This is a genomic window from Aurantimonas aggregata (assembly GCF_010500835.1).
GTDB lineage: Bacteria > Pseudomonadota > Alphaproteobacteria > Rhizobiales > Rhizobiaceae > Aurantimonas > Aurantimonas aggregata.
The window spans coordinates 73,774-97,605 of the sequence record NZ_JAAAMJ010000011.1 but is presented as its reverse complement, the minus strand read 5'-3'; the positions used below and the strand labels follow the sequence as shown (position 1 = coordinate 97,605).

General features: G+C 64.9%; 22 protein-coding genes. 8 read left to right on the top strand and 14 right to left on the bottom strand.

The features are described 5' to 3' along the window. Positions 1–9 precede the first annotated feature (9 nt). From GTW51_RS14570 to GTW51_RS14555, 4 genes are read left to right on the top strand one after another with little or no spacing between them, the layout of a single operon-like run. Entirely contained in the window at positions 10–795 is a 786-nt protein-coding gene (locus GTW51_RS14570; RefSeq protein WP_163044752.1) for an ABC transporter permease, read from the top strand. Beyond that, on the top strand, positions 792–2,030 hold the full coding sequence (locus GTW51_RS14565; RefSeq protein WP_163044751.1) for an ABC transporter ATP-binding protein: 1,239 nt from the start codon (positions 792–794) through the stop codon (positions 2,028–2,030). The genes GTW51_RS14570 and GTW51_RS14565 overlap by 4 nt, the downstream gene beginning before the upstream one ends. Beyond that, the gene (locus tag GTW51_RS14560; RefSeq protein ID WP_163044750.1) at positions 2,023–3,429 is read left to right on the top strand and encodes a class I SAM-dependent methyltransferase; all 1,407 of its coding nucleotides are present in this window, start codon (positions 2,023–2,025) and stop codon (positions 3,427–3,429) included. Before GTW51_RS14565 ends, GTW51_RS14560 begins: the two co-directional genes overlap by 8 nt. Next, the gene (locus GTW51_RS14555; RefSeq protein WP_163044749.1) at positions 3,422–6,322 is read left to right on the top strand and encodes a glycosyltransferase family 4 protein; all 2,901 of its coding nucleotides are present in this window, start codon (positions 3,422–3,424) and stop codon (positions 6,320–6,322) included. The genes GTW51_RS14560 and GTW51_RS14555 overlap by 8 nt, the downstream gene beginning before the upstream one ends. A 48-nt stretch (positions 6,323–6,370) precedes the next feature. Here the strand turns inward: GTW51_RS14555 and GTW51_RS14550 are convergent, their stop codons facing one another. The 4 genes from GTW51_RS14550 to GTW51_RS14535 form a co-directional block, all read right to left on the bottom strand. Continuing rightward, complete coding sequence (locus GTW51_RS14550) at positions 6,371–7,687, bottom strand: class I SAM-dependent methyltransferase (protein WP_163044748.1); 1,317 nt, start codon at positions 7,685–7,687, stop codon at positions 6,371–6,373. A gap of 102 nt (positions 7,688–7,789) precedes the next feature. Next, complete coding sequence (locus tag GTW51_RS14545) at positions 7,790–9,817, bottom strand: hypothetical protein (protein ID WP_163044747.1); 2,028 nt, start codon at positions 9,815–9,817, stop codon at positions 7,790–7,792. Continuing rightward, entirely contained in the window at positions 9,810–10,484 is a 675-nt protein-coding gene (locus tag GTW51_RS14540) for a methyltransferase domain-containing protein (RefSeq protein WP_163044746.1), read from the bottom strand. Before GTW51_RS14540 ends, GTW51_RS14545 begins: the two co-directional genes overlap by 8 nt. Positions 10,485–10,493: 9 nt before the next feature. Continuing rightward, on the bottom strand, positions 10,494–11,459 hold the full coding sequence (locus GTW51_RS14535; RefSeq protein WP_203566089.1) for a glycosyltransferase: 966 nt from the start codon (positions 11,457–11,459) through the stop codon (positions 10,494–10,496). Between the two features lie 188 nt (positions 11,460–11,647). On the opposite strand from GTW51_RS14535, the gene GTW51_RS14530 reads away from it, so the two are divergent. After that, the gene (locus GTW51_RS14530; RefSeq protein WP_163044745.1) at positions 11,648–12,070 is read left to right on the top strand and encodes a GtrA family protein; all 423 of its coding nucleotides are present in this window, start codon (positions 11,648–11,650) and stop codon (positions 12,068–12,070) included. 15 nt (positions 12,071–12,085) lie between these two features. Here GTW51_RS14530 and GTW51_RS14525 read toward each other — a convergent pair whose 3' ends face one another. Then, positions 12,086–12,871, bottom strand: a complete 786-nt coding sequence (locus tag GTW51_RS14525; protein WP_163044744.1) for a hypothetical protein — start codon at positions 12,869–12,871, stop codon at positions 12,086–12,088. On the opposite strand from GTW51_RS14525, the gene GTW51_RS14520 reads away from it, so the two are divergent. After that, positions 12,857–13,966 carry a glycosyltransferase gene (locus tag GTW51_RS14520; RefSeq protein WP_163044743.1) on the top strand — a complete coding sequence of 370 codons (1,110 nt, stop codon included), beginning with the start codon at positions 12,857–12,859 and terminating at the stop codon, positions 13,964–13,966. The genes GTW51_RS14525 and GTW51_RS14520 overlap by 15 nt on opposite strands. Positions 13,967–14,017: 51 nt before the next feature. Here the strand turns inward: GTW51_RS14520 and GTW51_RS14515 are convergent, their stop codons facing one another. From GTW51_RS14515 to GTW51_RS14495, 5 genes are all read right to left on the bottom strand, one after another. Next, entirely contained in the window at positions 14,018–15,220 is a 1,203-nt protein-coding gene (locus GTW51_RS14515; RefSeq protein ID WP_163044742.1) for an App1 family protein phosphatidate phosphatase, read from the bottom strand. 369 nt (positions 15,221–15,589) lie between these two features. Beyond that, complete coding sequence (locus GTW51_RS14510) at positions 15,590–16,420, bottom strand: aspartate dehydrogenase (RefSeq protein ID WP_163044741.1); 831 nt, start codon at positions 16,418–16,420, stop codon at positions 15,590–15,592. Further along, positions 16,417–17,367, bottom strand: coding sequence for a 3-hydroxyacyl-CoA dehydrogenase (locus tag GTW51_RS14505; protein WP_163044740.1), 951 nt, complete (start codon positions 17,365–17,367; stop codon positions 16,417–16,419). Before GTW51_RS14505 ends, GTW51_RS14510 begins: the two co-directional genes overlap by 4 nt. 127 nt (positions 17,368–17,494) lie before the next feature. Beyond that, positions 17,495–18,739 (bottom strand): FAD-dependent oxidoreductase, encoded by a 1,245-nt coding sequence (locus GTW51_RS14500; protein ID WP_163044739.1) that lies wholly within the window; start codon positions 18,737–18,739, stop codon positions 17,495–17,497. Beyond that, positions 18,736–19,770: a proline racemase family protein gene (locus GTW51_RS14495; protein ID WP_163044738.1), complete on the bottom strand. Its 1,035-nt coding sequence runs from the start codon at positions 19,768–19,770 to the stop codon at positions 18,736–18,738. The genes GTW51_RS14500 and GTW51_RS14495 overlap by 4 nt, the downstream gene beginning before the upstream one ends. Before the next feature lie 162 nt (positions 19,771–19,932). Here GTW51_RS14495 and GTW51_RS14490 point away from each other — a divergent pair, with 162 nt between their 5' ends. Further along, positions 19,933–20,319 (top strand): cupin domain-containing protein, encoded by a 387-nt coding sequence (locus tag GTW51_RS14490; RefSeq protein ID WP_246233136.1) that lies wholly within the window; start codon positions 19,933–19,935, stop codon positions 20,317–20,319. A gap of 47 nt (positions 20,320–20,366) precedes the next feature. Then, positions 20,367–21,077, top strand: coding sequence for a GntR family transcriptional regulator (locus tag GTW51_RS14485; RefSeq protein WP_425483257.1), 711 nt, complete (start codon positions 20,367–20,369; stop codon positions 21,075–21,077). Positions 21,078–21,106: 29 nt separating this feature from the next. On the opposite strand, the gene GTW51_RS14480 is transcribed toward GTW51_RS14485, so the two are convergent. The 4 genes from GTW51_RS14480 to GTW51_RS14465 all read right to left on the bottom strand — a co-directional run bounded on the left by GTW51_RS14480 (position 21,107) and on the right by GTW51_RS14465 (position 23,827). Then, positions 21,107–21,724, bottom strand: coding sequence for a TetR/AcrR family transcriptional regulator (locus tag GTW51_RS14480; RefSeq protein ID WP_163044737.1), 618 nt, complete (start codon positions 21,722–21,724; stop codon positions 21,107–21,109). A 178-nt stretch (positions 21,725–21,902) separates the two neighbouring features. Next, on the bottom strand, positions 21,903–22,664 hold the full coding sequence (locus GTW51_RS14475; RefSeq protein ID WP_163044736.1) for an SDR family oxidoreductase: 762 nt from the start codon (positions 22,662–22,664) through the stop codon (positions 21,903–21,905). 51 nt (positions 22,665–22,715) lie between these two features. After that, entirely contained in the window at positions 22,716–23,516 is an 801-nt protein-coding gene (locus tag GTW51_RS14470) for an alpha/beta fold hydrolase (protein WP_163044735.1), read from the bottom strand. Further along, positions 23,513–23,827, bottom strand: a complete 315-nt coding sequence (locus tag GTW51_RS14465) for an NIPSNAP family protein (RefSeq protein ID WP_163044734.1) — start codon at positions 23,825–23,827, stop codon at positions 23,513–23,515. Before GTW51_RS14465 ends, GTW51_RS14470 begins: the two co-directional genes overlap by 4 nt. Positions 23,828–23,832 lie beyond the last annotated feature (5 nt).

The following is a 23,832-nucleotide window of genomic DNA, read 5'->3' as shown; positions in this document are numbered from 1 at the left end:
GGACGCCGCATGCTCACCAGTCTCTGGCGTTACCGCTACTTCGTGGCGTCATCGATCCGCAGCGACCTGAAGGGTCGGTTCGCGCGCTCCAAGCTCGGCGCGCTGTGGTTCGTGCTGCATCCGTTGGCGCAGGCCCTGATCTTCGCCGTCGTCCTGTCCGAAGTCCTCGGCGCGCGTCTCCCGAACACCGACAACGAGTCGGCCTACGCGATCTATCTGCTCTCGGGCATGGCGGCCTGGAGCCTGTTCGCCGAGATCCTCAACCGCTCGATCACGATCTTCCTGGAACAGGCTGGCGCGATGAAGAAGATCGCCTTCCCGCGTCTCTGCCTGCCGGTCATCGTGTGGGGCAGCGCCCTGGTCAATCACGTGCTGCTGATCGCCGCCATCCTGGTGGTTTTCGCCTTTCTCGGGCATTTCCCGGGTCCGGCGGTGCTGGTCCTGCCGCTTGGGATCATGCTGATCTCGGCCTTCGCCTTCGGCATCGGCGTCCTGTGCGGCACGCTCAACGTCTTTTCGCGTGACGTCGCGCAGGTGATGTCCGTCGTTCTCCAGCTGTGGTTCTGGATGACCCCGGTCGTCTACCCTGCCAACGTCATCCCCGAGAATCTGCGCTGGGTGGCCGAACTCAATCCGATGGTGCCGTTGGTGCAGATCTATCAGAACGCCTTGCTGCACGATCTCTGGCCGGATCCGGCCAGCCTGGTCTATCCGGCGGTGGCCGCCGCCGTTGCGGTGCTCCTGTCCTTCGTGGTGTTTCGCCGCGCCAGCCCCGAACTGGTGGACGCGCTATGAGCGACATTCTTCTGGACGTCGTGCATGTCGGCAAGCGCTACACGACCTACGCCTCCAATCTGCAGCGTTTCGCCAACTGGTTCGGCGCTGGGATCAAGCCGTCTGCGGAGTTCTGGGCCGTCAGCGACATCAGCTTCCAGGTGCGGCGGGGCGAGTCTGTCGCACTGATCGGCCAGAACGGCGCCGGCAAGTCGTCGCTGCTGAAGCTGATCACCGGCACGGTGCGGCCCAGTACCGGTTCCGTGGCCGTCGCCGGATCGATCAGCGCGATCCTCGAGCTCGGCCTCGGCTTCAATCCGGAGTTCACCGGCCGCGGGAATGCCTTTCATGCCGGCGGCCTGATGGGCATTTCCCAGGCCGAGCTGGCGGCTCTGATGCCGCAGATCGAGAGCTTCACCGAGATCGGGGAATTCTTCGACCAGCCGTTCCGGGTGTATTCGAGCGGCATGCAGGCGCGCCTCGCCTTCGCCCTCGCCACGGCCCGGCGGCCCGATCTCCTGATCGTCGACGAGGTGCTGTCGGTGGGCGACAGCTACTTCCAGCACAAGAGCTTCGACCGCATCCGCAAGTTCCGGGACCAGGGCACCTCGATCGTCATCGTGTCGCACGCGATGGGCGACGTGCGGGCGCTGGCCGACCGCGTCATCCTCCTCGATAAGGGCAAGGTACTGAAGGACGGCGCGCCCGACGAAGTGGTGGATTTCTACAACGCACTGGTTGCAGCCAAGGAAAACAGCAAGCTGACAATCGAGCAGCGCCGCGATCAGGCTGGCTGGCTGTACACCAAAAGCGGAACGGGTGAGGTCACGGCAGAGAATGTGGGTCTTTTCGATGCTGAAACCGATGAGCCGGTATCAACCGCGATCGTGGGGCAAGCGCTTGTTTTGAAGCTGAAGGCAAGGGTTCATCAGGAGGTGCCACAGCTTATCTTCGGCTGCATGATCCGAGATCGTACGGGACATGTGATCTGGGGAACAAATACTTGGCACACAGGACAAACAATCGCAGCTTTGAAGCCCGGAGCCACGGCAAATATTGAGACACGGTTTGTTTGTAGTCTTGGACCTGGCTCCTACTCAATTACCCCGGCTTTGACGAAAAATAGCAGCCACCTTGATCAGAATTACGAATGGCAAGATAACCTTGTAGTGTTTGACGTGGTTAATGTAAGCGAACATTATTTTATAGGTACAACTGCCATTAAGGCTGGGATAAATATCGAATATCATGAGTGATATTACAACTTCCGATCCGAAAAACGATGATATATTTTATAGGTCCTTTGAAGAAAGGTTCCGAGGTTCGCGCCAGCTAATTAAGGGCCGACTTCAGGTATACAGACCTTTCCTCGGCGCCCTTCATGAGGCTGGACTAGCTGGCAAGGCAGTCGATCTCGGATGTGGTCGCGGCGAATGGCTTGAAGTATTGCAGGATGCGGGCTTCCAGGCCCAGGGCGTTGATTTAGACGAGGGCATGCTCGCGGCATGCTATGAGCGTGACCTTCCAGCTGTGTACGGTAACGCACTGGAATTCCTGAGCACTCTGCCTGATGTCAGCCAAAGCGTCGTATCAGGGTTCCACATCGCAGAGCACCTCAGTTTCGACGACCTTAGGAAAGTCGTGGAAGAGACATTCCGTGTCCTTACGCCTGGCGGACTGCTGATCTTGGAGACGCCGAATCCAGAAAACTTACGAGTATCGACGCTAACGTTTCATCTAGATCCCACCCATAATCGTCCGATACCTCCAGATCTAATGGAGTTTCTTGCAGTATACAATGGGTATAGTCGACATATTATTTTAAGACTTCAAGCTGAGATGGATTTGGATAGTTTCAAGGCTCGGGAAGATGTTGGACTGTCCATCGTACTGGAAGGGATCAGTCCAGATTATGCGCTCGTCGCTCAAAAGCCGGCTGACGAATCGGTAGAAAATTTTTTCAAGGAGAGCTTCTCCCGTGAGGTCGGCATCAGTTACGGCCGTGCTGTATCGAAATTTGATGAAAACATCATCTCCAGAGTCGATAAAGTAAGAAGGGACATTGATTTGGAGATCAGTAGAGGATTATCGGAAAAAATCGACGTTTTTCAGTCAGAAATTTCTGCTCAAGTAGATCAATGTGTTTCCAGTCAACTCAAGCGGGCGCGCGAGGAAATTGGTACGGCATTCAAGCTCTATGAAAGGCAGCTATTGTGGCAAGTCAGTAATGAGATGTCCGCAAGGATCAACCATCTTGAATCTGAGGTTGCCGGGCTGCGCGAGCTGTTAGGGAGGCAATCCGGCCGGTCGGACGCTATGGGGCGGTTGCTGCGTAAATTGCGACAAGGCTCCTCGGCTTGGCTACTGCTCAAGCCGGGCTCGCGACCGAGGCGCGTCGCGGGGCGGTTGGCGCGAGCCGGAGCCGGGTATCTCCGCGACAAGCCCCGTGCCAAGAGCGCCGCGATACGGCTGACGGCTCTGGTGCCTTCGCTCCAGGCGCGGCTTTTCCGCCTTGCTGCCGAACAGCGGGCCGCCATGCCGGAACTCGACGTTCTGACGGGCCGGGAGTGGTACCTCGACCCTGAGCCTGCTGTGCAGGCGAAATGGGCGGCACTGCTGGGCGACAGGCCCGCCACGAACAAGGCGGATGGCTGACATGCGTCTCTGGTTCGACGGGCAGTGCCTACAGACTGCCAGCAATCGCCGTGGCATCGGCCGCTACGCCATCGAGCTGATCAAGGCGATCGCCGAGAATCATCGCGACGTCGAGATGCGGATCTCCTTCAACGCCGGGATGCCGGTCGCGGCGATCTCGGCGCGCGAGGCGGTGCGGGCCTGGTTCCGGCCGGAGAACATCCACGTCTGGCACAGCGCTCGCGACAATGGCGAGGTCCTCGATGGCTACACCGGGCGGCGGCGCCTCAGCGAGGCAGCGCTTGCCCGCCATGTCGAGGCGCTGGCCCCGGATTTCGCCATCTCGACCAGTCCGTTCGAGGGGATGTTCGATCCCGCAGTCCCGCTGCTGAAACAGCCGGGTAGCGCGATGGCTGTCGCGTCGATCTTTTACGACGCGATCCCCCGTCGCTTTCCCGACCGCTATTTGTCTGCCCCTGCACACGCCGCGGCCTACGCCCGGCGTCTCGAAGCGCATCGGCCCTATGATCTGAATTTGTGCATATCCGAGTTCTCGCGCTCGGAACTCCTGGAGCTACTTGGCAACGTTCCGGCAGTGAACATCTCGGCGGGTATCTCTGACGTCTTCAGCCAGGCCCTTGCGGAAGACGAATTGGTCGCTGGCGACGCCCCGCGTGTAGCGTACATACTCTATGTTGGCGGCTTGGACTGGCGGAAGAATGTCGGCCTGCTGCCGGAGGCATTTGCCCGGCTCGACGCTTCGCTGCGCGACGGTTTCCGCATGGTTCTCGCCGGCGACTATCCCGATGCCGCGCTGGATGAGATCAAGCAGCGCTGGCAGGCGAGGGGGCTCAGCCTGTCCCAGATCATCTGCCATCGGCATGTCTCTGAGGCCGAGCTCGTCCGGCTCTATCGCGGCGCCAGCCTGCTGGTGCAGCCGTCCTTCATGGAAGGCTTTGGCCTGACGGCGCTGGAAGCCATGGTCTGCGGCACGCCGGTCGCCGCGTCCCGGGCCGGGGCGTTGCTCGAAGTCATCGGCGACGAGCGTCTCCTGTTCGACCCCTCGTCGGCCGATGAGCTCGCGGCCGTGATGACGCGGATCCTGACCGACGCTCCGTTCCGGGCGGAAATCATCGGGACGGCATCCCGTCGCGCGCAGCGTTTCACCTGGGCGCGTTCGGCCGACATTGCCATCGCTGCCCTGCGCGAGCGTCTCGAGGCCTTGTCCGCCAAGGCGGTGGAGCAAACACGGGAGCCTCGTGCGGAACGCTTGGGAGAGACTGCAGCGGACATCGATCTCGCGGCGATGATTTTCGCCCTCGCCGAGCCGGTCGCCGAGCCGGGCCGCCTGATCGTCGATGCCACTTCGACCATGCAGTCCGACCGGAAGACCGGCATCCAGCGGGTGGTCAACAAGATCTGCCACCGGATGTTCGCTGAGTCGACCGCGACCGAGCCTCAACGCGTCCTGTCCTATTGTGACGGGCCGGACGGCTGGTACGACGCCCGTGGCATCATCGATTTTCCGCCCGACAAGGCCGTAGCCGAGCGTCTGCGTCCTCGTCCGGGGGACACGATCCTGATGCTCGACAGCTCCTGGACATTCGAGAAGGGGCAGGCCCCCTTCTTCCTCTCCGCCAGACTTCGCGGCGCCGAAATCATCACCTGCCTCTACGATCTGGTGCCGCTGAGGACTCCGGCCTTCTGCGACAGCGGCATGCCGCCGGCTTTCGCCAGCTGGATTCGGTTGGCCCTCCGCTTTTCCACCGGCTTCGTCTGCATCTCCCGCGCCGTCGCGGACGAGTTCCACGCGCTGCTGCGCGCCATCGACTACCCGCATCCGATGAAGATCGGCTACTGGCGGCTGGGCGCCGACTTCGCCGCCGATGCCGCGGCCACCCCGGCCCCGGCAGGCGCGAGGGCCTACGGACCGCCCGTGTTCCTGATGGTCGGCACGCTCGAGCCGCGCAAGGGATACCGGGTGGCCCTCGACGCCTTCGAGCAACTTTGGGCCGAGGGCTCCGATGCCCGCCTGGTCATCGTCGGCAAGGCCGGCTGGGGCGTCGAGCCGCTGCTGCGCCGCATCCGCGAAAGCCCGGAACTCGGTCGGCGCCTGGTCTGGCACAAGGGCGTCGACGATGCCGCGCTAGTTCGGCTTTATGGCGAGGCCGATGCCTTGGTTGCGGCATCCCACGCCGAAGGCTTCGGCCTGCCGATCGTCGAGGCGGCGCATTTCGGCAAGCCGGTGATCGCCAGCGACATCCCAGTCTTCCGCGAGGTCGCCGGCGGTTTCGGTCAAGCGGACTTCTTCGAGGTCGGATCGCCCACGGCGCTGCACCAGGCGCTCCGGCGGTTTCTCGAGCGCCGTGCTGTGGGGGACGTCTCGGCGGGCGCATCCCGGGCGAAATGGCCCGGCTGGGCCGAGAGCGCTGCCGAGCTGGAGGCGGTCGTCCTCGATGGCAACTGGTATCTGACCTACGAGCCGCCGGAGGGCGCCGCCTATCGGCCCTTCACCGATCTCGGCGTGACCGCGATGTCGCGGGAGATCGGCGAGGACGACCGCCGGTTCGCTCTCGAGATCGTCGAGGAAGCGGCGCCCGGCCCGGGTGGCGACGGCCTGCGGATCGTCGTCGCGGTGACGAACCTCTCCGGTCATGTATGGTCGAGCGCCGGCGATGATACCGGCCGGTTCGGCATCAGGGTGGCCGCACGCCTGCGCACCAGCGACGGTGCGGCCCTCGCCGACAGCGTCTCGCGTTCGCTGATCCCGTACGTGCTGATCTCCGGGGATACGGCCGTCCTCGCCGTCCAGATCCCCCCCGAGGCGCGCTTCGGGCAGGGAATGAGCCTCGACATCACCGTGGTGCAGGAGGGCTGCGGCTGGTGGGATGGCGGGTTGCGCGTTACGCTCTGAGCGCCATCCCTTTAGTTGCGGCTGCTGGGACGGATGTCCGCGATCATTCTACTTGGCGTCAGATGGCACCGAGACCAGCTGCTGGACGGAGATCCCCAGGCGTCGCATGTCGCCCGAGCCGGGGATCACTTCGCTCACGAGGTGCAGGTCCGCCTCGACGACCAGACGATCGGCGGTGCAGCCGGCAAGCTCGATGTCGCGGGTCTCGCCGGGATGCAGGACGGTGTCGGCAGACACATCCCCGCAGGCGATCCGCACCTGCTTGTCGACCGGCAGGTAGTTCGCGACCGTCAAGGTGAGGTCCACCACGGCATCGCGCGGTTTCAGGAGCGGAACCGTCGCACCGTGGGCGATGGTCCAGCGGTGGGTGCCCTCCGAGTGGTTCCATTCCTCCGGCGCAAGATAGACGCCGGGTGCCTCGCGGCGCAGGTCGATCTCGAATTGCCCCCGCTGCTCTTCGCTGGTCATGATCCGCGCGACGAAGGCTTCGGCACGGGGGCAGGCGGGGAATGGGTGATGTTCCGCCCGCCAGCCGTTCGCCCGCAGCATCTCCATGAAGAATGCGCGCGTGAAACCAAGCTCCATCCAGCCGAAGCGGCGGATGCAGAAGGACGAGAGGCCGTCGAGCCGGGGTCCCCACGGATAGGGGACGGAGCCAGCCGCCTGCGGCACGATCGGCTCGCCGCAGAAGATCACCCTGCCGCCCGGCTCCAGCCGCTCCTGCAGCCGCTGGGAGAGCGCCTGGAAGTCGGCCGCGTGATGGAAGGCCTCGAAGAAGATGATGGCGTCGAAGCGCTGGCCCTCGAAGCCTTCGCCGAAAACCGCCCGCTCGGTATGGACAGTCAGGTCCATCAGCCGGGCTTGCGTCGCGACGCTTTCCAGTGACGCCGCGTCGATGTCGACCGCATAGGCCTCGCAGCCGGAACGCGCGAGGGTGAGCAGGATCTGCCCGCTGCCGGGCCCATATTCGAGGACCCGGTTCCCGGTCGCGCCGTTCATGTCCAGGAGCCGGAGGATATGGCCCCAGCTGAACAGCATCTCGGCGATGAAACCGGTGTCCCGGAACGACCAGGGCGAGACCTCGGAGAAGACGTTGGCGATATCTCCACCGCCGCTTTTCTCGTCTCGCTCCGGCCGGAAGTCGGCATGCTCGCCGCCGCGAATGTCAAAATAGATCCGCATCGCCAGGTCGCGATAAGCGTCGGAAAACGGATCGAGCGCCTGCATCTGGCTCACGAGCGGATGGTCGAGGATCACCCCCGAGAGCCGCCGATACTCCGCCGTGTCGGGTATTTCCATGTCGATGCCGGCAAAGAACGCGTCGACCGAAATGAGCTGTTCGGCTGGTGGAGCGGTATCGTCCATGAAAACCTCCTCATCTGGCGCTTGATCTTCTGCCAATTATCGAGAAGCCCGGTAATTAGGGGATGTTTACGCTTGGGAGTACGCATCCAGGGTCAATGACTGTCATGGACAGGGCGCCACCGACATTGCCTCGACAGCAAATGCCAGACTGCGGGTATCTGCCTCGTTTGGCGCATGCGGATTCGAGAAGGCGAGATCTATCTCCGTCTTTCCCGCAGCCCGCCCGAGGGGAACGGTCACCGTCCCTTGCCCATCAAGGCGTGTCTCGGACACCGCTTCGCCACCCACTGAAGCCGAAATCGTCTGCGCCCCTAGAGTAAAGCCGTCCATGCTTAGGCATTGATTGGGCTCGGATGATAGCAGGTAAAGAATCACCCGGCTGGCGGCGCCCTCGCTCCAGCGATGCGACCCTTCGAAGACGGACCAGTCCTCGAAGACAACCGTCTCTCCGCTCAGTATCAAGTCTTGTCCAGGCGACCCGTCAGATATCTGAGCGGGTGACGCCTGTTGGCCAAGAGGGAAGCCCATTCGATATACAACATCAACCGGGCGAACATTCGCCGAAGTGAACCTGTCAGGGACCGGAATCGTTTCGCTAAACTCAATTTTCAGGCCTCCTCCGTTAAGTGGCTTGAAAAATAGTAGGCGCGTCCCGCTCTTAATGGGCAAGAATCGGTAATCGGCGACAACCGTGAGTTCTTGGTTGCCATCCCCAAATACACGTGATGACCCTGGAAAATAGACATCGGTCCAACCGCCTTCCACTCCCACGAAATCAACGAAATCTATTTTCTCGTCACCAAGATCGAGGGTGATCTGCTGCCCCTCTCGCTCAATGAGCGAGGCGGGCCTCAACTGTTGCCCGGCATCGACGCTACTGACCACGAGAACGAGCAAGAGGCCTGCCGCCACAGCTGTCCGTCCTCGTCCCTTTTCCGAGGCATCCCGAGAGAACGACTGTCGCACGAAATACAACGCAATACAGAGCGCGACCGGCGCGAGCCACTTGAAATAGTGAATATTGAAGTATCGGAACGTCCCCGTGGGCAGGAGGTCCGAGTAACTGAAATAGATGACGAACTGCACACAGGCCGCCGCCGCCGCCGCGCGCATGACGATCGGCCCGGTGAACAGAGCAATCGGCAGGAAGACGGTTGCAGCAAACACCAGCGGAACCACGCTGAGCCAGTCGGCATCCTGTTCACCGAAGAAGATCTGAGATGCGAGCAAATGGGAGAACAGCCTGTCGGGCAGTATGTGCGGGTCGAACCCGATCGAGGTGACCGTGCTGAAATAACCACCTGCGATAGACCCATAGGTCACTGAGTTGAACAGCAGCATCAAACCGACGGGAACCAAGAACCCTGCGGCGCCGCCGACAATGGCGGCCAGCGCGCCTCGACGCCCATTTCTGTCAGCCGACAGCAAGGCGTACACCAAAAGGACGGCGTAGATCGCTGCGATGGGGGCGACGAGAGCGAGATCGGCGGGGCGAAGTGGTGCCTGCAGGCCGACGACGAGGCCGAAAAGCACAGCGTTCGTCATTGCTACGCCTGCTGTCCAGGAGTCCTGGTTGTGCCGCCTCACATAGCGGTCGAGCAGGAAGAGCGCACAGATAATGAGGAACGCGCCCAGCGTCGTCGTCCAAGGGATGACCCATTGGAGCCGGAAAGGCTCGTAGAGAAACATTCCCGACAAGCCACAGGCCGCAGCGCCCCACCAGCCGATATAGCGCCCAAACAGCATGACCAGCACGGCAAAATAGCCCACCGCTAGTGCCAGGTTCGGCAGATAAAAAGCGTGACTTTCGCTCAGGCGCAGGAATAACGAGCCGAGAAAGGGGTAGAGCGGTGGGTAGAAATGTTGCGAAGGGGAGAAATCCCCGTTCAGGAAAGCGGTGGCGGCTGTCAGATACTGGCCTTGATCGAACCAGCCCCACCAACCTAGCGGATATTCGCTGTTATTACCTGGAACTGACGAATAGAATAAATAGACAATGTTGTAGACTAGGAAGCTGCTGGCGCAGCCGAAGCCAATAGCCCAACACCTGCCGCGCCATGCGCCAAGATGAACGCGTGAAAGCCAGCCACGCTCCGACAGGGACCGAATTGCTCCCGGAATGTTACGCATTCTGTGAATAAAGAAACAGGTTCGATGAAAACGGCCCGAGGCCGATCCCGGTATAGCCAATCGTGCTGTTGGCCGGCGCCAGCGAACGCAAATGGGCGCGCGACATCATGATGAGGTTCTCCGGCTTCAACCAGCGCTCCTTGCCCGCGATGGTGCAAGCGAGCGCAAAGCTGCGGTCGAAGAAATGCAGGAAGGGAATGCTCGTGTGGTGCTCGATCGGAAAATAGCGGTGCGGCACCGTCAGGAACACGAGGCGTCCCACTCTGGATAGCTCGGCGACGAAGGCCCGCTGGTTGGCGACGCTGCCGACATGCTCCAGCACCGCGTTCGCCGTCACCACGTCGAAAGCGCTGTCGGGATAAGGAAGACGCTCGTTCGGAACGATGGTCGTATAGTTGATCTCGGGGAAGGCAGCCTTGAACGCGCCGCCTTTGCCGAGGCCGCAGGCGCTGATCTTAGCCGGATAGGCGTAGACACTCTCGAGCCAGTTGGCGCCTTTCACCTGGACGTCCGATACCCCGACGTCGAGTATGGTCGTTTCCGCGGACGGCCTCACGAGGCGAAGGAAGTCGGCGTGCATCTTGTTGCGGGCGCGGACGAGGAGCTTCTCCGCAATGCTGCGGTTTGCGATGACCTCGTAGTATTCCTTGTCGATCGGCTCGGCCATTTTCGTCACCTACTCGAGCCCATCAAGGCTGGCGTTCCATTTTCGGCGCATCTCGACCATGCGGGCGACGTCGCGCCGCCTGGCGGTTCGGCCCGTCACGCGGAGGCTCATCCCCGTAAATAGCGACTGCAATCCGACAAGACCGGCAACGGCCGCGGCCAGCGCGGTGGAGGGGTACGGCAGCAATCCAGTCGAGACGAACACGTAGATCACCCAGCTGCCGAGCAGCGCCGACACAAAAAGCGCCGCGCCGGCCAGGAGGCCGAAGGCGGAGAGGGGATAGAAGGCGATCCAGTTGAGGGCGGCGAACCAGATGATCCGAAATCCGTCCCTGAACGTGTTCAGCTTGGATTGCGACCCTTCCGGACGAGGCAGATAGGCGATCGGCATCTCGACGACCTTTGCCCGCATGTAGGCGGCGACGATATTCAGCTCCGTCTCCAGCTGGAAGCCGGAACTGCGGATGTCGAGCGCGCTGACGAACGGGCGCGACATGACGCGCAGGCCGGAAAGGACATCCGCGTAGCGCTGCCCGGCAAGGGAGGAGATGTAGCGTGTCAGGAACTTGTTGCCCGCGCTGTGTCCTGCACGGGTGTTCTGCGCCATGTAGGTGCCGCCGGAGATCCGGTCGCCGACCACCATGTCGCACCGTTCCCGCAGCATCTTGTCGACCAGGCGCCTGGCATCGGACGCCGGGTAGGTGCCGTCGCCGTCAGCCATCACGTAGATCTCGGCGTCGATTCGGCTGAGACCGGCCTTGATGGCGGCGCCCTTTCCCTGTCGCGTCTCGACCAGAAGGCAGCCGCCCCCGCTCTCGAGCTTGGCTGCGGCGAGCGCGCCGGTCCGATCGGACGAATTATTGTCGATGACGACGATCGTGGCGTCGGGAAATTCGTTCCTGTAGTCATCGATCGTGTGCTCGATCGCATGCTCCTCATTGTAGGCAGGAATGACGATGCACGTTCTGATGGGCAAAAGCAGGACCTCGATCGGGGGCGGAGGCACGTCGGCCTGCGCGTTGCCGTACCGTGCCGGAAGCGCCCAGGTCAATTATCCGCATCCGTCACGCGCGGTTATTTCGCGGCTCACCGCAGGACGTTGCGCTTGTGTCGCTTGATTGCTACGTCTCGCGCCTTCGCGTTGACGACAGGGAAGTCCTTCGCATGAATTCCAGTCGTTCATCTGTCGATCAAGCAGAGACGAGGCGCGCGCTGCTGGTGCAGATTGGGCGCTTTGCCCTGGTCGGCGTCGCCGGCTTCGCGATCAACGCCCTTATCGTTCATCTGGTCGTCCCCACGATCGGCCCCATCTGGGCCCAAGCCATCGCCTTCCCCGTCGCCGTCACGGCGACCTGGTTTCTGAACCGGCGCTATACGTTCGACCGGAGCCACAAGGGATGGCTCGCGGAGTGGGCGCAGTATGTCGGTGCCAACATCCTGGGCTGGCTCGCGACAAATCTCGCTTACCTGATCCTGATCCTTAGCATGAGCTATTTCTACGATCGACCGCTGTTCGCGCTGGCCGTGGGCGCTGCGGCGGGGATGGGCTTCAACTTCGTCGCCTCCAGGCGGCTGGTTTTCCTATAACGCGCCACAAGCGGATCAGCCCAGCCGCGGATTGAAATATGCCTGAACCCCGTCCACCACGACGTGGGGCACGCCGCCCGCGATGCCGAGGATAGCCGGTCGCTCCATTTCGAGCAGCCAGCCGGCATCGAGCATCATCCGCATGATGTCGCCCTCGATCGAACGCGAGTGCGTGCCGATGAGGACCCGCTTCACCAGCCGCTCGATGTCCTCGAAATTGTCGGCAAGGAAGGAGGTTTCGCCGCCCTGTATGTCTACATGCAGGAGGTCGACCGGCTGGCCGCGGGCCAGGTCATCGAGCAGCAGGGCGTAGTCGCCGGACGCCGTGGCCTCGGCGATCTCCGCCTCGCTGGCATCGAAGCGTGGCGCCGAGCCCCAGGTCGCGCCAGGGTTGGCAACGACCGGGAACAGCGCCTTGCCCCGCTTGGGGCTGCGATCCCGTGGACGACGCGGTAATCCGACTACGCAAAGCCGTTGGCCGCGAGAATGCGGCGGGCGGACGCCACATGGCCTTCGTCGCCTTCGATGCCAATGAGATCGAGGGCGAGACCGCGTGACCGGGCCGCCGCCCCCATGTTGTTCAGCCAGCAGCCCCAGCCGCAGGGCTAGACCTATCGCCGCAATGCCGCAACTGCTGAAAAGCCACGGTGACGGGAAACCGCCACGGGAGGCCATGGCTCCGGCACGTTCCCATTGCCCGCCGGCTACGATAAGGGTTCGACCAAACTGCCGCTGACGCCGCCGCACCAACAGAGAACGGCTCTTGAACTGTCCCGATAACGCCTGATGCGCGTCCTGCATTTCTTCAAGACCTACTGGCCCGACACGTTTGGCGGGATCGAGCGCACGATCGACGCGATCGCCCGGTCGACGTCGCCCTTGGGCGTGGAGACCACAGTGCTGTCGCTCAGCCGCAAGCCGCGGGAGCGCAGCGTGGAGTTTCACGGCCATCGCGCCGTGAAGGCGCGGCTCGACCTCGATGTCGCCTCGACCGGCCTGTCCCTGGGGGCGCTGGGCCAGTTCGCGCGGGAGGCTGCCAAAGCCGACATCGTCCACTACCATTTTCCTTGGCCGTACATGGACGCGGCGCATTTTCTCGTGCGGCACGGCAAGCCGAGCGTCGTCACCTATCATTCGGACATCATCAAGCAGCGGGCCCTGAAGCATGTCTACGCGCCGCTGATGCAGCGCTTCCTGGGGAGCGTCGACGCGCTGGTCGCCACGTCGCCCAACTACGCGGCGTCGAGCCCGGTCCTGGCGCGCCATCGCGACAGGCTGGAGATCATCCCGATCGGGCTGGAGGATGCCGCCGACGCCGACGAGACGCTGCCGGAGGGCATGGAGACGGGGCGGCCGTTCTTCCTGTTCGCGGGGGTGCTGCGCTACTACAAGGGCCTCGACGTGCTTCTCGATGCCGCGCGGCTGGTGCCCTGCGACATTGTCATCCTCGGCGCCGGACCGACGGAAGATCACCTCCGGCGACGTGCCAGTGCCGAGGGCCTGGCCAATGTGCGGTTCGTCGGCGCCCTGCCGGACCGGGAGAAGGTGGCGCTGATGCGCCGCTGCCGGGCCTTCGTGTTTCCATCCACCGAGCGGTCCGAGGCGTTCGGACTGGCGCTGGTCGAGGCGGCCATGTTCGGCCGGCCGATGATCGCGACCGAACTCGATACCGGCACGAGCTACGTCAACGCGCACGGCGAGACGGGGCTTGTCGTGCCGCCGAACGACGCGCCCGCGCTGGCAGCGGCGATGAACGAGATGCTCACGGACCCGGACCGCGCGCGGCGATGGGGGGAAGCCGGCCGGCAGCGCTACCTCCATCTGTTCACGGCGGCGACGATGGGCCAGCGCTATCACGCGCTCTACATGCGGCTCCTGGCCGAGCGTGAGCGCTGATACCGCGGGGCACCGCGGCGGCGGACTGTCAGCACGAGCGTTTGCGCGGCCTTACCCGGCGCTGTTTCCGTCCTTGCGCACGCCGTGCGTGGCGGTATCGCGGAACGGCATCGGGCCGGACCATGATTCGAGATTGCGGCAGTCGTCATCGACCGCCTGCTTCAGCCTGTCGACGGTGCCGCTGGCAACAAGTCCATCGCGCTCGGCGATCTCCGCCGCCTCCCTTAGCGTCGGGCTGGATGTCACCGGGATGCCGGCTTCTTCCATCGCCGCGATCGCGCGCTTGACGCGCGGCTTGAAACCCTTGGGCGTGACGTCCCGCAGATGCACCGAATGGATCCGCCCCGGATAGCGTTCGACCAGCTCGGCATAGATCGTCGCGTCGCTCTGGCCGGTGTCGCCGAACAGGACGAAGGTGAGATGCGGATACGCCGCGAGGATGCGGTCCGCGGCGCCAAGCTTGTGGGTCGCGTGGCTGCCGGTCAGCCACTGCGTCTTGTTCAGGCCGAAATCCTTCAGGAACATCGGCCCGTGCGGGATGTCGCAGAGCCGCATGAAATCCTCGAACAGGTCGTGGAGGTTCCACGGGCTGGAGGAAATGTAGAAGACCGGGTTGGTCTCCGGCCCGTCCTCGCCGTGGGCGAAGGCCTGGTAGAGGCAGGCGATGCCGGGAAAGGCGATGCGGCCTTCCGCCGAGTTCAGCGCCACCGTCCGCCAGTGCTGGATGAGCCGGCGCGCCCCGGTCTCGACGATCGTGTCGTCGATGTCGGAGATGATGCCGAAATTCGCCCTGGCCGACACGACCCGGATCTTCACCTGCGCCTCGCGCTGCTCGAAGCGATAGCCCGGCGCGTGCTCCAGACGCAGCGTGGCGGTCGTCCAGGGGCTGGCGAGATGGCTCTCGTCGATCAAGGTGTCGACGCGGAAGAAGCCCTCGCGATCGGTGCGCTCGGTCCCGGCCTGAGGCCCCAGCGTCCATTGCACGTGGGCCTCGTGCACCTTCTCGGTCTGGTAGCGCCGATAGGTGCGCCAGAGGGTCCTCCATCGCGACGTCGTCGGCGGTGCGCCGACCACCCCCTCGTCCTCGATGACCCGCCCTTCGAACCCGACCCGGCCATTGGTCGCGAGGCCGCGATAGGGGAGCAGGATCGGCGTCGTCGTCAGCCCCAGCCGCAGTCGCGTGCGCCGGCGAAAGCGATCCCACCCGACCGCGCTGCGCCCGACCACGGGCAGGAGGTATCGGCGGATCGGCATGCGGACTCCACGGTTGCTTCGGCTGGCGTGATGGCGGTTGGATCGAGACTCGCCATATGGTGCCGGGAGACGGGGCGGGAAGCACGAGGTCCGGCGGGCGGAGCAGACGCCTGCGCCCGTCGACACGATAACGCGGATACGCCGTGGGCAGGACATACCCCCCTCTGCCTCCCGGCATCTCCCCCACAAGGGGGGAGATCGACTGGCTTGAGCACTGCGTTTCTTGGAGATTGCACCGCCTCGTCGCTTCGATCCCCCCCTTGTGGGGGAGATGGGCGGCAGTCCAGAGGGGGTGAGCAGCGCTTGAATAGCATTCTCCACATAAACAGGGGCCGAAGCCGCTTGCCCTGCAAAGCAGCTGTGTGAAGCTTATTGCATCGGGTCGAACCGCCGCTGCACCGCCGAGGCAAGGCTGAGTGCGGTGATCATCGAGGTCTTGGGATTGTCCGGCGAAGGCTTGTTGGCGAAACGCAGGAAGGCGTCACCGGCGGCGCCGGTGACCGCGATCTCGTGCGTGTTCGTGGTGACGGACGGGTCCGCGACGACCCTGACCCTTGTCCGCTCGATGCCGGCGGCCAGCGCCACGGTCAGCCCGGCATTGAGGTTGCGCGGATAGAGCCTTGCGGCTTCCGGCGCGCTGCCCTCGAACAGCGTCACCTCCCGCGCTCGCGCCTCCTCCGCAAGGCCCGCTTCCGCCAGTTCCGCCGTCCAGGCGGCCGGCGGCTTGCGCGAGGTGTAAGTCACGGCGATGTCGCCCGAGAGCGCCGCAGCCGCCAGATAGTCGAGGCCGCCCACCGCGCCGGACGGCAGCACGAGATGCGAATGTCCCTCCCGGCAGGCCGCGACGACCGCATCCCCCGTCTCCGGCGACTGCAGCGCGCCGATCGAGGCGGCGACCACGTCGATGCCGGCACGCAGGCACTCCGGCACCATCGACGAGAAAGCCTCGGCGGAGGCCGCCTCGACGATGATTTGCGGCCCGGCGGCGAGCAGCGCTTCGAGCGAGGTCACGGCGGTCAGCCGCTCCGGCAGGTCTTCCTCCAGCGGCGACCTTGTCAGCACCGTCAGGCGATAACGCGCGTCGGCAAGCAGCAGCACCGCGCAGGCCCGCCCGGCGGCACCGTAGCCGATCAGGCCGATATGCCGCTCGGCCCCGTCAGCGGCAGTCTCGCTGGCCGCCGTCGCGCCTTCCGCCGTCATGCCCGGTCCACCGTGCCCCGCTCGTCCTTCAGGAGCCGCAGCGCAATGATCGACTGGTCGCGCCAGGAAACCTTTTCACCGAGCGAATCCAGCGGGATCTTGGTGCGGGTGTAGTCTTCCAGAAGGTCGATCGAGTGCGGCGTCACCACGTCGGCGAAGCCCAGCTCGTTGGCCATGTTGTTGAACAGGAAGCCGAAGTTTTCGAGATACTGCCTTATGCCGCCGGTGGCGTTGAGGTCGACGCCCTCGAATGGCCCGAGGAACGCCCAGCGCAGCCCAAAGCCCTGGCTGATGATCTTGTCGATGTCGGCCGGCGAGATCAGGTCCTCGTTGAGGCAGCGGAACATCTCGACGACGAGCGCCGCCTGCATGCGGTTCAGGACGAAGCTCGGAATCTCTTTCTTGATATGGACCGGCGTCTGGCCGCAGCGTTCCATGAAGCGGAAGGTCGCGTCGAAGACCCCGGGGCTGGTGAAGGGCGCGGCGCAGATCTCGGTGACCGGCAGGAGATGCGGCGGCGTCGCCGGGTGGACGACGATGCAGCGATCCCGGCAGCCAAGATCGCTGGCGAATTGCGACACCGGGAAGCTCGACGTGGTCGTGGCGAGGATCGTCTCCGGGCCAGTCAGCCGGTCGAACTCGGCGAAGATCGTCTTCTTGCTCTCGAGCTTTTCCTCGATGCATTCATGGACGAAATCGGCGCCGACGAGCGCCGCTTCCAGATTGTCGTGCACGACGATGCGGGCGAGCACGTCCGCCGTGGTCTCGCCAGGTGCGAAGAGGGCGCTGGACTCGTCGAGCGCTTTGCCGATCCTGGCCATCAGGCTCGCCCGATTATCCGGGTTGCGATCGTAGATCGCGACGTCGAGCCCCGAGCGGGCGTAGACGATCGCCCAGGAGCTGCCGATGATGCCGGAACCGGCGATGGCGGTTTTGGAGATGGTCATGTTTCCAGGCGATCTTTTCGGTAGAGGATCAGGAAGGCGCGCTGCAGGCGCGAATTGGCGTCGGTGGCGGCGTCAACAATGGCATGAACAGCGTCCCGGGAGTGGCAGGATAACGGGGCCATGACCGTTACCGGTTGAAGCGTCGGATGGAGAACGGCGCCGCCGCGGCCTCGTCGCCGTCCATCAGCGCCATCATGATCTCGGCCGTCCGCGCCGACCAGGTCAGGCCGTAATGACCGTGGCCGGTCGCGTAGAAGAGCCGCGGGTCGGCCGTCGAGCGCGAGAGCACCGGCGTCGAATCCGGCATGGACGGCCGCTTGCCGGCCCAGCGGATGGCATCGCGCGGATCGAGCCGCGGAAAGAAGCGCTGGGCGATGCGCGCGATGCGGTCGTGATAGGCCGGCCGGAACGGCGCGTCCGGGCCGGCATAGTCCGCCCAGCCGCCGATGCGCAGGCCTGGGCCGAGCGTGGTCGAGACGATCCCGTGATCGGCGAAGACGACCGGATGGTTCACCGCGATGGCGGGCGAGGGGTAGGTGAGGTTGTAGCCGCGCTCGGCCGTGACCGGCAGGTTTTCGCCGAGCTGGGCGGCGAAGTCGCGGGACCTGATGCCGGCCGCAACGAGTACGCGTGAGAAGGCCCGGTCGCTGCCTTCCGTGCGCACCGCGATCCCGGCTTCCGACGGCGCGATCGCCTCGACTCTCGTCTGGCAGAACACCGCGCCATGGCCGCGGGCGGCCTCGAACAGCCCGTCGACCACCGCTTTGGGATCGCTCACCTGTCCCCAATCGTGCGACAGCACGGCCCCGGCAAAACGGTCCGCCAGCGCCGGCTCGCGGTCGCGGAGTTCGTCGCGCCCGATGACGGTCGAGGCGTGCCCGGCCGCGGCCTTGCGCTGCCATCCGGCCCGCGAGGCATCCAGCGAGCGTTGCGTATCGTAGATATACAGCGCCGGGACGCGGCGGAAGCGATCGGCGATCCCCGCGTCCGCGAACAGCCTCTCGGTCGCCTCGACCGTGCCGTCGCAGAGGATGCTGATCGCCCGCGTGGCGGCCTCGAAGCGTTTCCCCGATCCCGTCCTCACGAAAATCGCAAGCCATGGCGCCAGCGTCGGCAGGTATCGCGAGTCGATCTTCAGTGGCCCGTCGCGCTTGGCCAGCATGCCGAGCGCCTCGACGGCGATGCCGGGATGGCTCAAGGGAAAGATGTCGGATGCCGCGATATGGCCGGCATTGCCGCGCGACGGACCGAGCTCGCCGGGCGTCCCGGTATCGAACAGCGTCACCGCCTCGCCGCGCTCGGCAAGACGGAAGGCGAGGGCGGTGCCGACCACGCCGGCGCCGATGATCGCGACCCCGTTGCCTGGGCTCACTTCAGGAGGTCCATGCCGTCGCCCCAGCAATCGGCGACGGCGTAGCCTTCGGGAAACGGATCCGACGGATCCAGCCCGATCTGGTGGAAGCCGTGGATCCAGCCGCGACCGGTGATGCGCGGCAGGATCGCCGGCCGGTCGCCGACGGTGGTCTCGCCAAGGATGCCGACGTCGAACTTGCTGCCGATGATCGAGCGCGCCTCGAAGCGATCGCCGACGTTCGCTTCGCCCCGCGCGACCATGCAGGCGAGGCGGGCGGAGTTGCCGGTGCCGCAGGGCGAGCGGTCGAAACGGCCGGGCGGCAGCACGGTGGCACCGCGTAGGTCGCCGCGCGCGTCGCGGTCGACGAACATCGTGTAGGAAATGCCGCCGAGGCCTTTGGTCGTCGGATGCTGCACGTCGAGCTGCGCATCGACGGCCCGATGCACCCGGCTGGCTATGTCGGCCAGCGAGCGGGCCGCTGCCGGGTCGATCGCCATGCCGAACTGCGCCGGGTCGATCAGCGCGTAGAACACCCCGCCGAAGGCGATGTCGACCGTCACCGGTCCCAGCCCCTCGACCTCGACGACCGCGTCGAGACGGTCGACGAAGCTCGGCGACATGTCGAGCGAGACGGAAACGCATTTTCCCTCGGCGCATTGCGCCACGGCCTTCACGATGCCGGCCGGGGTCTCCAGCCGCACCACCGTCTCCGGCTCGTGCATCGGCAGGATGCCGGTCTCCAGCAGGGCGGTGACGACGCAGATGCTGTTGGAGCCGGACATCGCATGCGCCCGGTCGGGCTGCAGGATGAGGAAGGCGGCGTCCGCGTCGGGGGTGGTCGGCGCGAACAGGAGGTTCGTGCTCATCTGCGCGTAGCCGCGGGGCTCGAAGCAGAAGAACCGCCGCAGGCTGCCGTCGACCTCGTTGATGTGCAGCATCTTGTCGAGCATCGTCTCGCCCGGAACGTCGAGCACGCCGGCGGTCACGACCCGCCCGACTTCACCCTCGGCATGGACCTCGATCATCGAGGCAGTCTTCTTCCAGCGCATGCAATCATCCCGCCGCGAGGCACTCCGGATGCCTATCCTGTCGCAGACGAGAGGCAGCATGTAAACCGTGTATGTTTTCTGTCGACAAGATGCGCTTGGCGCCTTAGCGTCTCTGGCAGGGCGCCTGAGCCGGCGACCACAAGAATGGAAGAGGCGACGAGCATGCAGATCTGCGATCACAGAGACGGAGCGGTGGAGAAGTGGCGCGACGGCGTCATGACCCAGATGCGGATTTCGGCTGTCGCCGGCGCCCACCAGATCTGCATCTTCGAGCAATGGTGCGAGCCTGGGCTCGGCGCCCCGACCCATCACCATGCCGTGGAGGAAGTGCTGGAAGTCATGGCAGGCCGCGCCGAGATCTGGGTCGGCGAGGATCGCCAGATGGTGGAGCCCAACCAGTCGGTGCTCATCCCCGCCGGCGCCAGACATGGCTTCCGCAATGTCGGCGAGGACATCCTGCATGTCCGCGCCACGGTCGCCTCGCCGATCTTCGAGGGCAGTTACGACGACGCCCGCGAACAGTCGCGCCGCTGGGTTCCGAACTTCTGATCGATGCGCCGGATGACGGCCGTCAGGATCGACAGCAGGACACGCTCGTGACCAAGCGCCCGAGGATCGATGAGGAGCCGCCGCGCAAGCGGGGCTTCGGCGCGCTGATGATCCGCGACCGGCTGCGCGACGAGATCCTGTCGCTGGAATTGCGGCCGGGTCAGTTGCTCGACGAAATGCGCCTCGCCGAGCGCTTTTCCGCCTCGCGCTCGCCGATCCGCGAGGCGCTGGTGCATCTGGAGGCCGAAGGGCTGGTCGACACGCTGCCCAACAAGGGCACGGTCGTCGCGGGCATGAATGTCGAGGAGTTCCCGCAATACATCGATGCGCTCGACCTGGTGCAGCGGGCGGTCACCCGCCTTGCCGCGGAGCTGCGCACCGATATCGCGCTGGAGAAGATCCGGCACGAACAGGAACGCTTCCGCGCCACGGTGCCGGCCAAGGATGCGCTCGGGATGATCCAGACCAACATGGATTTCCACCTGGCGGTGAGCGAGGCGGCGCGCAATCCGTATCTCCACGACGCCTACCGGCGGCTCCTCGTCGGTGGCCGGCGCATGCTGCGGCTGTACTATCGGTCCTATGATGACGACCTGCCGACCGAGCTGCCGGCCTCGCACGACCGGATCATCGAGGCGATCGAACGGCAGGACGCCGGATGGGCCGAGCAGCTCGCGCGCGAGCACGCCGAGGAGGTGCACAGCCGCTTCATCCACTTCATGGGCCAGCGCCGCACAAGGGAAATGTCGCTGGCGTGAGGCGGGCAGCCTGCGCGACCGTCATGGGGCTACGCGCCGGGCCGGCCACCGGCGATCGATGCGATACCCGGCGGGGCGGCGTCGCCACGCGCGCGCCCATAGGCATGTTCGACGATCCGGGCGAAGGATCGATAGAGCTGGTCAAGCCGCTCGAAACCACCACCATCCTGCGTGATCGCGCCAGCGCTGTCGGCGATCGCGACAAGCTGCAGGGCGACGTCCCGCCGGGGAATGTCGGCGACGAGCTCCCCGCGCATGACGGCCTGGCCGATCGCCGCGATGATCAGCCGCTCCAGCGTGATGCCGAAGCCGTTGATGGCGTCCTGCGCCTTCGGTCCGATCAGGTCGCGATCGACGCGCATCCGGGAGATCAGGCTCCAGGGATTGGTCGTCCTCCCCGTGGGATTGAAGACGAGGTAGCGCTCGCGGTTTGCCTCCATCATGCCGATGATCTTGTCGCTGAAGATTTTCTCGCTGGCCCAGTTATGCTCCCATCGGCCGAGCAGCGTGGTGATGTACTGCACCACCACGGCCTCGCAGAGTTTCTGCTTGTTGCCGTAATGGTAGTGAACGGCGGCACGAGTCGTCCCGAGCCGGTCCGCGATGTCGCGGAACCGGAAGCCCTGGTAGCCATGGCGTACCAGCAATTCGACCGATAGGTCTTCGATACGTTCCTTCAGGTCGCCGATCGTATCCCTCCCGATGCTTCGCGCCGACGTCTTTGGTGACGACGAGTGTCCGCCGACATGGACTCGTCGCGCTCCGGCCGGTCTCGAACCGTCTGAGGCAGCCGCCTCCACGGCTGCATATAGGGCGTCGGGTCGATTACCGGATGGTCCAGCCACCGTCGGCGACCAGCGTCGAGCCGGTACTGAAAGAGGAATCGTCGCAGGCCAGGAACAGGATGGCCCGGGCGATCTCCACCGGCTGGCCCAGCCGCTGCATCACCTGCCGGTCCTCCAGCAACTTGCGCAGGCCGGCGGCATCGGGCGAGTTCGCGAAGATCTTGGTGAAATAGGGGGTCTCGATCGTGCCGGGCGCGACGCAATTGACGCGGATCTTCGATTCCGCGTGATCCATCGCCATGGCACGGGTCAGCGCCGCGACCGCCCCTTTCGACGCAGTGTAGGCCGCCCGGTCGTAGATGCCGACGATCGCGCCGCCGGAGGCGGTGTTGACGATCGCGCCGCCGCCCTGCCGCTCCATCACCGGGATCGCGTGCTTGCAGCCGAGGAACACGCCCCGGACGTTGACTGAAAACAGCGCGTCCCAGTCCGCGACCGCGGTATCGACCACCGTCCCGGCGATTCCGTAGCCGGCATTGTTGACCAGGATGTCGAGGCGGCCGTAACGCTCGACGCAGGTCGCGACCATCGCCGCGACCTCGGCCTCGACCGACACGTCCACGGGGATCGCGCTTGCGGTTCCGCCAGCGGCGGTCAGCTCGGCGGCGACACGCTCGGCTGCCGCCTCGTCACGATCGGCGACGACCACGACGGCTCCTTCTGCCATGAAGAGCCTGGCGGTCTCCTGGCCGATGCCCGAACCGCTTCCGGTGATGATGGCGACCTTGCCGGCGAGCTTCATTCTGGCTTCCCTTTCAGTTTCGGCGCAGCGCGTCATCGCCCATGGCCGGCGTTATGGCTGCTGCCCTGCCCAGTCGGCGAGATGCGCCACGAAGGCGCGCGTGCGCGAGACGGGGAAGAAGTGTCCGCCGTCCGGCAGCATGGTGGTCGTCGCGGCGGGCAGTGCTTCGGCGAGCGCCCGCTGCAGGAAAGCCGGGACGATCATGTCGTCCTCGGCGCCGATGATGGAGACGGGCATGGTGATTGCCGGGAGGCTGGCGCTGCCATCGAAGGCGAGCAGGGCCGCAATCCGCTCGGCGACCACCTTGCGCTGGGTCTCGCCCTGCGGCGCATTTGCGACCGCCCGCTCGTAGGCCGACCAGTTCTCCTCCAGCCAGGCCGGCGCGAAGGAGATCAGCGTGGCGGTTGCCGCATAGGCAACGGGGTCTCCTTCGAGCAGCCGCAGTCGCGTCTCGAACAGCGCCGTCATGTATCGGCTCGGACGCAGCCAGGTGGCGCTCAGGCACAGCTTTCGAACCCGGTCCGGCGCCTTCGCAGCGAGGGTCTGGGCAATGCAGCCGCCGGTGGAATGCCCGACGATCACGGCGCTGTCGATGCCTGCCGCATCGAGCAGGGAGAGCACGTCATCGGCAAGCCGGTCGATTGTGGTCTCGGCCGTGCCGCGCGCCGAGCCGCCGATGCCGCGCTGGTCGAAGCTGAACACCTCATGGGCCCCGGCGAGGCCGGTCACGACGGGTTTCCAGAAACCGCCGGTGCCGCCGAGACCGCTGACCAGCACGACCGCCGGACCAGCGCCGTCGCGCGAGGCAGCAAGTGTCGCGCCGTCGGCGGTCGAGACGTCGAAGGCGGTCATTGCAGCGGCGAGAAGTCGGTGGGCGTCAGGATGCGGGTCGTCTGCCGCTCGATCATGCCGTCGACGCGCGCGAGATAGTCCTGCCACGCCGGGTCGGCGAGCATCGCCTTGCGCATCGCGGCCCGCTCGTCGAGGCTGTTGAAGCCCCAAAGGGCGACGACATGGTTGAGTTCGCCGATCTCGGTCGTGAAGTAGCTCACGAAGGTGCCGAGATACTTCTTCTGCAGCGCGACGCCGTGGTCGCGGTAGCAGGCGACGAAGGCGGCAAGCTTGCCGGGTCTGATGTGGTAGTCGCGTTCTTCGTAGATCATTGCAT